We start from the raw sequence: 9094 nt of genomic DNA on the forward strand, positions 1-9094 counted from the left end.
TCATCTCCAACACCTACTCCATCTCCAACACCTACTCCATCTCCAACACCTACTCCATCTCCAACACCTACTCCATCTCCAACACCTACTCCATCTCCAACACCTACTCCATCTCCAACTAAAAAGTTAACTGATATTGCCGGTCATTGGGCAGAGGATTTCATCAAGGGATTGTACAGTAAAGGATACATTAGTGGCTTCCCTGATGGCACCTTTCAGCCAGAAAAAACAATGACCCGTGCTGAATATGCGGCCTTGTTGGTCAACGCTTTCAATCCTTCAGCTGAAAGGGATGCCAAGGATTTCAGTGATGTTGCTTCCAATTATTGGGCTTACGAAAAGATTAAACAAGCCTATCGTGGTGGATTCCTGTCTGGCTACCCTGGGGGGACATTCAAACCCGCAGACAAGGTCCAACGTGCCCAAATAATTGTTTCACTAGTGAATGGGTTAGACTTAACGGCTGCTAGTCCCAATGCCTTACAAGCCTATGATGACAGCGGTTCTATTCCTAGCTACGCCATTGAGGCTGTCAAAACCGCAACCAAAAAAGAAATTATCGTTAATCACAGCAATCTCAGGCAACTCAACCCAACTCGCAATGCTACCCGTGCTGAAGTAGCTGCGATGGTTTATCAAGCCTTGGTGGATGCTGGAACAGTCAGCGCCATTACTAATCAATATATTGTCAAATTTGACGACGACGGGATACCCACATTCGCAGACATTCAAAACCACTGGGCGAAAGAGTTTATTCAAGGATTGTTGGCAGAAGGTATGATTTCAGGTGTTGACAACAGTAACTTTAAACCTAACGATAAGATCAACCGTGCTCAATATGCTGCCTTGATTAGCAAAGCCTTCAACCCTGCACCGAAAGCGGAAAGGCCAGCCAAGCAATTCAAAGATGTCAGTGATAAGTCTTGGGCTAAGGATGCAATTCAAAAAGCCTATCGCGGTGGATTCCTCTCTGGTTACGCTAATGGCAACTTCGGACAAGCCGATAATGTTAAGCGAGCGGATGTGATTGTTTCCTTAGTAAATGGTTTGGGTTTAAACGAATCGGATCCTAATGCTTTGGATCTCTATGATGACAAAGGAGATATTCCCAGCTATGCCACAGATCAAGTAATAACCGCTACTAAAAAACTGATTGTGGTCAATTCCCCTGACCAGAGGAAACTCAATCCGGTGCGTGAGGCCACTCGTGGTGAGGTAGCTGCGATGGTTTATCAGGCTTTGCTGGATCAGGGCACACTAACCGCTGCTGTGAATAGTGAGTACATTGTGGTTGGTTGATTTATAGTTTCGATCTCACGGGAGTTAGATCAACTAAATCTTTCTGAAAACATCGGTAGCCTGCTGAGTGCAGGCTTTTTTTTGTATAGCGCCATAGCTGTAAGCGATTGACCGTAGGTCACGCTACGCGATGGTCCAATGGAGCCGCTACGCGATCGCATTTCGATTTAGCTATCAGCTATCAGCTAAAGGCTGACGGCTAAAGGCTGACGGCTGAATGCTTATGACGGCTGAATGCTTACCAGAGAACAGGGAACAATGATTTTCCAAGAACCGATCAGAGGTACAAATCATGCATAACAATCGTAGAGCGATGCTCTTAAGGCCAAAGGCCACGCGGGGCGCGTTCAGAGCCGCTACGCGATCGCTTACAGTCAATTTTATTCCCCGTACTCCCTACTCCCTACTCCCTACTCCCTAAAACCTAGGAATAAAGTACCTCACAGCAATTTAGAACTGCTATAGTTCACATCACTATCAATTCAGCAATGCGCTTGAGAATCCTAAGCACATTATACCAGTCATTGCCACGATAGAGGGTAAACTCATCGGAAAGAGCATACATCGGTCTACCGGATTTGGTTAGTTTCAAAAACCGGAAATTAGTACCATTAGTCACCAAGCCAAAACTAGGGCGCAACTGATTAGGATTAGCCATCATGTAGGTCAATGCCTGAGGAATTGCTGACTTGAGAGAGAATCCAGCTTGTTTTGACTCAATCACTAATACCCAAAACTGGTCTTGTAGCACCAGCACATCAATACGCCCTCGCAGGATTTCGTGCTCCTCAACAGCGGAAATCTCTATTGCAGCCTCTGTCTTGAGGTGAAAGGGAGAACCATAAAAGCCCGCTAGTCCTAACAAGGGAGACAGCACTACCATTTTGACAATGTCTTCCACCATCGGATACTGTTCCAGGTATAGTATTTGAGCCTTAATTTGCTCTAAGGACTGCCGTTCAGTGTCGGTAAGTTCTGATAACTCCTCCTGCCACTCTCGGAAAAATTGGTCATCCTCGGCTGAAGTCAGGTCAAATTTGACCTTCACATCATGCAAGCTAAGTTCTGTTGCTGGAATCGTCTTCACCATCTCGATTGAGCCAAGGTCTGTCTTAACTTCTCGGGAAAACAAACTATGATCGCCGACCGCGAAAGCTAGTTAGGGATTACCACTAGTTTGTCAGTTAGACTTCCCATAGCTCAAGGCTCGACCGACTAATGCGATCGCTAAAATAACCGTTGGAGCCAGTACACCAATCAACCCATTAACGGATGTAGCGGGAATGGGTAAACTGGGAGCAACGTATTTAATAATAACAGCTATTATCGTGGAGAGGATTACGAGTTTGATAATGAAGGTTAGCTGATTATCCATGTTGCCATTGCCCTATTGCTATTACTATATTATTGCCATTGGTGAATAACCACTAGGTAATGTCATGATAAGAGGTAAAACTACCAAGTCATGGGGTTTGAGCGATTATCAAGGCAAGCTACGGATGAAACAGCATGTGAAAAACACTAAATCTACCGAAAATCAAGATATTCAGCGCCTACAGCTATTTATTTACCTTGTCCCCATCTTTGGCTTGTTTCCAGCACTGTGGACAGTGTACCACTCTCAGGGAACCAGAGAGGAAAAAACCGTCAGTCGCTTGTCGGTCACCTTGGCCTTTGGTTGGTTGCTAGGGTACAGTTTATTATCAGCAGGAGCACAATTGTCGGAATTTTGGACATTACGCTTGCTGTTTCTCAATGCTATGCTGACATCTGGCTATTTTCTGGTCAGTTTCGCTGTGATGGTGCGCTTATGGCAGCGCCAGTCACCACGCTTGCCTGGGATTAGCCGGATCTCTGAAGGAATCCTGGGCAAGTATTTGTCCTAGTTTAGGGGTTTACTAAAAGAAATAATGTACTCTAATGATGGTTTTGACTGAAGGATTGGGCAAGGTTGATCGAAAATTTACCTGATCAGGCAGCAACCTGTTATAAAACCTGCTATAGAGTATTAATACTAAACCTTAAGATGGAAGATCCAGGTCAACCATGTGAAACCGGTCAGGAGTGAATAGTCTTCTTCTGTCAATACCATCCCTATTGCCTGTGTGTGAGGAAGCCCAGTGCCAGTTCAAAGAACTTATCGAAAACGCCGTGTAGTGAGAAGACCTACTCGCCCCGTTCGCAGAAAAAAGGTAAAAGTCAAGCGAGGGAATTTGCTCTGGCTTTGGCTAGGTTTTACCGCAGTGGCAATGTCATCTGCGGCAGCAGGTGCAATGCTAGCTGTATCCCTGGCAAGTACCCCTTTGCTGCAAAGTGAACTGACTCCGGACGAGAAATCTGTATTTAACCAAGAGGAAACCATCTCCAGCAACACCATGCACTTGCCGGAGTTGACTCGACCAGTTAATATCTTATTTCTTGGTATCAAAGTCCTAACCTCTGATCTAGATAAACCCCCAGAAGTAGACCTGGGATACCACGCTCTGGTCAATTCCTTAGAGGGTTTGTCAGATACCATGCTCCTGCTACGGTTTGACCCAGACGGGGAAAAAGTCAAAGTTCTTTCCATGCCTCGTGATACTCAAACTCGTATTGAGAAACATGGTAAAATTAAGCTCAATGCTGCAAATTATTTTGGCGGGCCTGCACTCACAGCGAAGGCGGTCAGTGATCTTCTTGATGATGTGCCCATTGACCGTTATATCCGAGTAAACGTTCAGGGTGTGGAAAAACTGGTGGATGCCTTGGGAGGAGTTACGGTCTATATTCCCAAGGACATGAAGTACACCGACCACTCTCAACACCTTTATATCAACCTCAAAAAAGGTAGACAGCACCTGGATGGTAATAAAGCGATGCAGTTCCTGCGCTTTCGCTATGACAAGTATGGGGATATTGGTCGAGTTCAGCGGCAACAAATGCTGATGAGGGCTTTGGTAGAACAGGCACTAAAACCTAGCACTATAGCACGAATCCCACAAATCCTCTCAGTTATTCAGTCCCACATTGACACCAACTTAAGTGTAGAAGAGCTAGTGGCATTAGCGGGTTTTGCCACCAAGACTAAACGAGCCAATGTCCAAATGCTAATGCTGCCTGGTCGATTTAGTAACGATGGCAAGAAACAAGCCAGTTACTGGTTGCCAAACCACCGCCGCATCCAGCAGATGGTGTCTCAGCACTTTGGTCAAGGTTATACCTATTACTCCAATGCCAACTCCACATCCCTGCGGATTGCCATTCAATACACTACAGATTCTTCTGAAGTCCCTAAGGCTATGCTCCGCAAACTCAGCCAAGCTGGCTACCAGAATGTTCGTATTGATCAGAAATTGTCCAGGGAACCATTGCGCACCACTCGCATTATTGCCCAACAGGGAGACGATGAAAGTGCTGGCACTATCCGTAACTATTTGGGATTTGGGGAAGTGCGGGTGGAAAGCACCGGTGCTTTTTCCTCAGATATTACCATTCAGTTGGGTCAAGACTGGCTACAGAACCTGAATTCTCAACAAAACGATAGGTTTTCCAGCTTCTAGGAAGGGCAATTATAGGCTTAATCCTACTTATAATGACTCTACGAAAGCCTTAACTTGCAAATCAATACCAGTAATCGCAGTGCCGACAACAACTGCATAGGCTCCCAACTTTAGGGAAGTTTTAGCCATCTCGGGGGTGGCAATACCTCCTTCGCAAATGGTTGGGATGTCTAGATGGTTCACTAACTGGCTGAGTAGGCCAAAGCCGGGAGGACAAAGATGGCTGGTTTGAGCGGTGTAGCCATAGAGGGTGGTACCAACTAAATCCACACCAGCGGCTTGTGCTGCGATCGCACTCTCAAGGGTATCCACATCTGCCATCACCGGTTTACCCAGTGTATCGTGAATCTGCTTAATTAAATCTTGAACTGTTTCCCCTCCAGGACGTTCCCGTAATGTGGCATCAATGGCAATAATATCAGCACCAGCGGATGCGATCGCTTTAGCATGGTGAAACTGGGGAGTAATATAAACCTCAGACTCCGGTAACTGTTGCTTCCACAAGCCAATAATTGGAGCAGTGGGACATTGACTACGGACAGCTGCCACATGGTCAGGTGTATCAATACGCACACCCGATGCCCCCTGATTTATCGAAGCTTGTGCCATAGCGGCAATCACTAGGGGGTGGTGCAGGGGTGAGTCACGGGGTGCCTGACAAGAAACAATTAGACTATGACGAATTGAATTGAGATAATTAGCTGCCATGTTGTTGGTGGTTACAGTAAGTGATGATCGATATATAGAGGTTTCACAGCATTTATAAAATAGGTAAGCTACAGAAGTTTTGGATTTTAGGGAATCGGGAATCGGGAATCGGGAATCGGGAATCGGGAATCGGGAAAAAATTATGTGTAGCTCATAAATCTAATAACCGTTATATAGTAATTGGTTTAAGCACTGGGTTTATTGTATTATATTACCTCCAGATAATTACCCTTAATAAAAATATTACCATCTCCCGATCTCCCTATTTACCCATCTCTCCATCTACCAGCGCCACGGACTCTTACGGAAATCTGCTTGGTAGTTGTATGTGTTTTGTTTTGACTTTATCGCTTTTTAAAATCAGGTCATTTTAAGGGTAATTCTCATGTCATTGAGTCTAATTTTATGCTGAATTTCAGTCTTTATATTTCCAGTTATAGCTGATTAATCAAGCTTTGTTGCCCAAGCATAATTTCCACCAGTTTTTCGTTGATAAACTGGCGCGATTCCTCAGCCAAAAGACGTAGAGTGGCTTTACTCATCAATGGCTACTTTAAATTTTATGCTTTTGTCAACCCCTATACCTAAATCCTTACACTATATTTATCTACAATCAAGATTTATTGGCTTGACAAGATATTGATTTATTGTGCGTCTGTAAGCATTCAGCCGTCAGCTATCAGCGTGTCGCGTATCAGCTAATGGGCTACGCCCACGCTACACCGAACAGCTAAAGGTCTGTGGCCACGCTACACCGAACAGTTTATGCCCATAGCTTAGGCTACTAATGGTGCTTGTGAATAAAATAAGCTGACGGCTGACGGCTGATAGCTGAATGCTTACGTGCGTATCTATCCAGATAATCTTTAATTAAAGAATTATTAAAGATTATGTAAAAATTTTTTTTTTTGCGGTAGAGAGCCGAAATCCAGCTATATTAAAATTAGCGGCAATTAGCAGTAATTTTTAATCTTGACTATGGGGGAATTACGGAAACTGTAGCTAAAATAAATAATTAATCGCTCTAAAAGCCCGTTTTAAAAATTATTTACTGGCGATAAATGAGGGACTTACTTGAGGAATTACTTTAGACGAAAACCTCTGAATCTTGGGGATAACTAAAGTAAACTACCCGCATTTACCAAACCATGTAGCTACTTTTCAAACACCTTCTTAGAACAGATAGAGTATTTTACTGCATCTACCACATTAGCGGTTGGGATGCAATCTTAACCTAAGTACTAACCTTATGAAAAATCATTTATCTAACTTGAAAGTGGTTAGAAATCTCAAGCCTCGTCAGCTTGGTCTAGCAGTAACCACTTTTGCTGCCCTAGGATTTACCATGTCTGTGCCTGCTGCTGCAGGAGAATTTCGCACCATTAACGGATTGAACAACAACCCCAATGATCCGACATTGGGTGAAGCCGAAACACCACTACTTCGGCTCCTGACTCCTGAGTACGAAGATGGCTTCAACGCACCAAGAATAACCGGTCCGACTGGCAATGTTCTGCCTAACGCTCGTGACATTAGCAATACCATTGTCCGCCAGACTGAATTCGTGCCTAATTTCCTCAACGCCAGCGACTGGATCTGGCAGTGGGGGCAGTTCATTGATCACGACTTGGATCTCAATGAGGGAGAGGCCGCTCCCCCACCAGAGGATTTCACCCCTATCCCAATTAATCCCATTGACATTTCCACTGGTCTTCCAGATCCACTCGCCCCATCTATACCCTTTGTTAGGGTTCCTACAGCTCCAGGTACTGGCACTGGACCTGGCAATCCGCGCCAGCAGATCAACCAGCTAACTTCTTTTATTGATGGTTCACAGGTCTACGGATCTGATTCAGTGCGGGCGGAATTTTTGCGTACGAATGATGGTACTGGAAAGCTCAAGAGCCAGATTATCAATGGTGAAGAGCTACTGCCTTTCAACACTGGGGGATTGCCTAATGCCAACACTGACCGGTCTGGAGCATTAGCACCAGAAGAGTTGTTCATCGGTGGCGATGTTCGTGTCAACGAACAGATTGGGTTAACCGCAGTTCACACCTTGTTCGTGCGGGAGCACAATCGGATAGCTGAAACACTTGCTCAACAAATTGACGCTGGTGACCCGGTGATTTTGGAGAAGTTAGAAGAGTCAGGACTTGATAAAGGGGACTTTATCTACGAATCAACCCGTAAGGTGGTCGGCGCTCAGATTCAGGTAATCACATACAATGAATTCCTACCGCTGTTCATTGGCGATAGCCTTTTGGAGGATTACTCTGGCTACGATTCCACCGTTGACCCACGTGTCAGCGTGGAATTTGCCAATGGTACCTTCCGCGTTGGCCACACTTTTCTGTCCCCAGAGCTTCAGCGCATTAACAATGACGGCACTTCCCCCGGAGGGGTCTCCCTTTCCGATGCCTTTTTCACTCCCCAAGAGGTGATTGATAACGGCGTCGATTCACTGTTTTTCGGTTTAGCTTCCCAAGTGGCTCAAGAGTTTGACAATCAGATAGTGGACGAGGTGCGGAATTTCCTGGCCTCGATTCCCACCGGTGGCTTTGACCTTGCTTCACTAAATATTGCACGGGGAAGGGAAGTTGGCCTTCCCGGCTACAATCAGGCTCGTGTGGAACTCGGTTTGGCTCCGGTCACTGGCTTCTTGACCACCAACACCGAACTTGGCATTACTTCTGACCCAGAAATAGCAGCTCTATTTGAACAAATCTACCAGTCTGTAGACGATGTGGATTGGTGGATTGGAGGAATATCTGAGGACTCCTTCAACGGTGGCTTGGTCGGTGAACTATTCAATACAGTGATCTCAGACCAGTTCAGGCGGGCACGGGATGGTGACCGGTTCTTTTTCCTCAACGATCTCGATCATCTGCTGGCCTTGGCTCCAGATCTAGAAAGCACTCGCCTCTCGGACATTATTCGCCGAAACTCAAGCATTAGCAAGATCCAAGATAATGCTTTCGTTGTCCCAGAAGACGTGCCGGAACCTAGCAGCATCCTTGGTTTAGTTACACTCCTTGGTTTAGCAGCTATAGCGCAGCGCTATAACTTTCCACCAAAGCCATAACCCTGTACAATAAATCCATGGGTTCGATCGGTTTATATAAGTAATCATCCACTACCTCCATCATTTCTTGTTGCTCTATGTTTGGCAGGCTCGGAATCGTTAAAGCCAGAATTTTTACCCCACCGGTTGTGGAGGATTGACGCAGCCATTGAGTCATTTCGTAACCCTCCCTAGTCGGTAACTGCCAATCAATAATGATCGTCTGGGGCTTAAGCAATGCAATTTGTTTGATGGCAGTGGAACCATCAATCAACCAAATTACTTTATAGCCTGCTGCGGTCAAAATTTCGCAAATTAGGGTAGCCATCTCTTCTTGGTTTTCCACTAAGGCCACAGTGCCTTGAGCTTTGAGAGTTAGGTTGGACTTAGGCATAGCTTTTCCTGAAGTCGCTGGTACCATGGGTTGAGTGGGTAACCAAACTGTAAAACAAGACCCCTCTCCCACTACCGATTCCACCTCAAT

The 9094-nt window shown here is 45.5% G+C and carries 9 protein-coding genes; 5 read left to right on the forward strand and 4 right to left on the reverse strand.

Features of this window, described 5'->3' with window-relative positions:
• Both F6J94_RS24810 and F6J94_RS24815 read left to right on the forward strand, forming a co-directional pair.
• Nucleotides 1–1299: S-layer homology domain-containing protein (locus F6J94_RS24810; RefSeq protein ID WP_293045040.1), on the forward strand; the 1299-nt coding region annotated here is incomplete at its 5' end.
• 292 nt (nucleotides 1300–1591) lie between these two features.
• Nucleotides 1592–1720, forward strand: coding sequence for a hypothetical protein (locus F6J94_RS24815; RefSeq protein WP_293045042.1), 129 nt, complete (start codon nucleotides 1592–1594; stop codon nucleotides 1718–1720).
• Between the two features lie 45 nt (nucleotides 1721–1765).
• Here F6J94_RS24815 and F6J94_RS24820 read toward each other — a convergent pair whose 3' ends face one another.
• Together F6J94_RS24820 and F6J94_RS24825 are read right to left on the reverse strand one after the other, a co-directional pair.
• Nucleotides 1766–2431, reverse strand: coding sequence for a type I restriction endonuclease (locus tag F6J94_RS24820; protein WP_367142266.1), 666 nt, complete (start codon nucleotides 2429–2431; stop codon nucleotides 1766–1768).
• Between the two features lie 48 nt (nucleotides 2432–2479).
• Entirely contained in the window at nucleotides 2480–2674 is a 195-nt protein-coding gene (locus F6J94_RS24825; RefSeq protein ID WP_293045044.1) for a hypothetical protein, read from the reverse strand.
• Nucleotides 2675–2738: 64 nt separating this feature from the next.
• Between F6J94_RS24825 and F6J94_RS24830 the strand changes: the two genes are divergently transcribed.
• Nucleotides 2739–3185, forward strand: a complete 447-nt coding sequence (locus F6J94_RS24830) for a hypothetical protein (protein WP_365940135.1) — start codon at nucleotides 2739–2741, stop codon at nucleotides 3183–3185.
• A 234-nt stretch (nucleotides 3186–3419) separates the two neighbouring features.
• A complete protein-coding gene (locus F6J94_RS24835; RefSeq protein WP_293045046.1) occupies nucleotides 3420–4838 on the forward strand; it encodes an LCP family protein in 1419 nt (472 codons plus the stop codon).
• 27 nt (nucleotides 4839–4865) lie between these two features.
• On the opposite strand, the gene F6J94_RS24840 is transcribed toward F6J94_RS24835, so the two are convergent.
• Nucleotides 4866–5546, reverse strand: a complete 681-nt coding sequence (locus F6J94_RS24840) for an N-acetylmannosamine-6-phosphate 2-epimerase (RefSeq protein WP_293045048.1) — start codon at nucleotides 5544–5546, stop codon at nucleotides 4866–4868.
• A gap of 1249 nt (nucleotides 5547–6795) precedes the next feature.
• Here F6J94_RS24840 and F6J94_RS24845 point away from each other — a divergent pair.
• Entirely contained in the window at nucleotides 6796–8631 is a 1836-nt protein-coding gene (locus F6J94_RS24845; RefSeq protein WP_293045050.1) for a peroxidase family protein, read from the forward strand.
• On the opposite strand, the gene F6J94_RS24850 is transcribed toward F6J94_RS24845, so the two are convergent.
• On the reverse strand, nucleotides 8594–9094 hold a 501-nt coding region (locus F6J94_RS24850), incomplete at its 5' end, for a response regulator (RefSeq protein WP_293045052.1). The two genes, F6J94_RS24845 and F6J94_RS24850, sit on opposite strands and share 38 nt — an antisense overlap.

Origin of the sequence: Moorena sp. SIO1F2 (assembly GCF_010672755.1) — a bacterium.
Taxonomy (GTDB): Bacteria; Cyanobacteriota; Cyanobacteriia; order Cyanobacteriales; family Coleofasciculaceae; genus Moorena.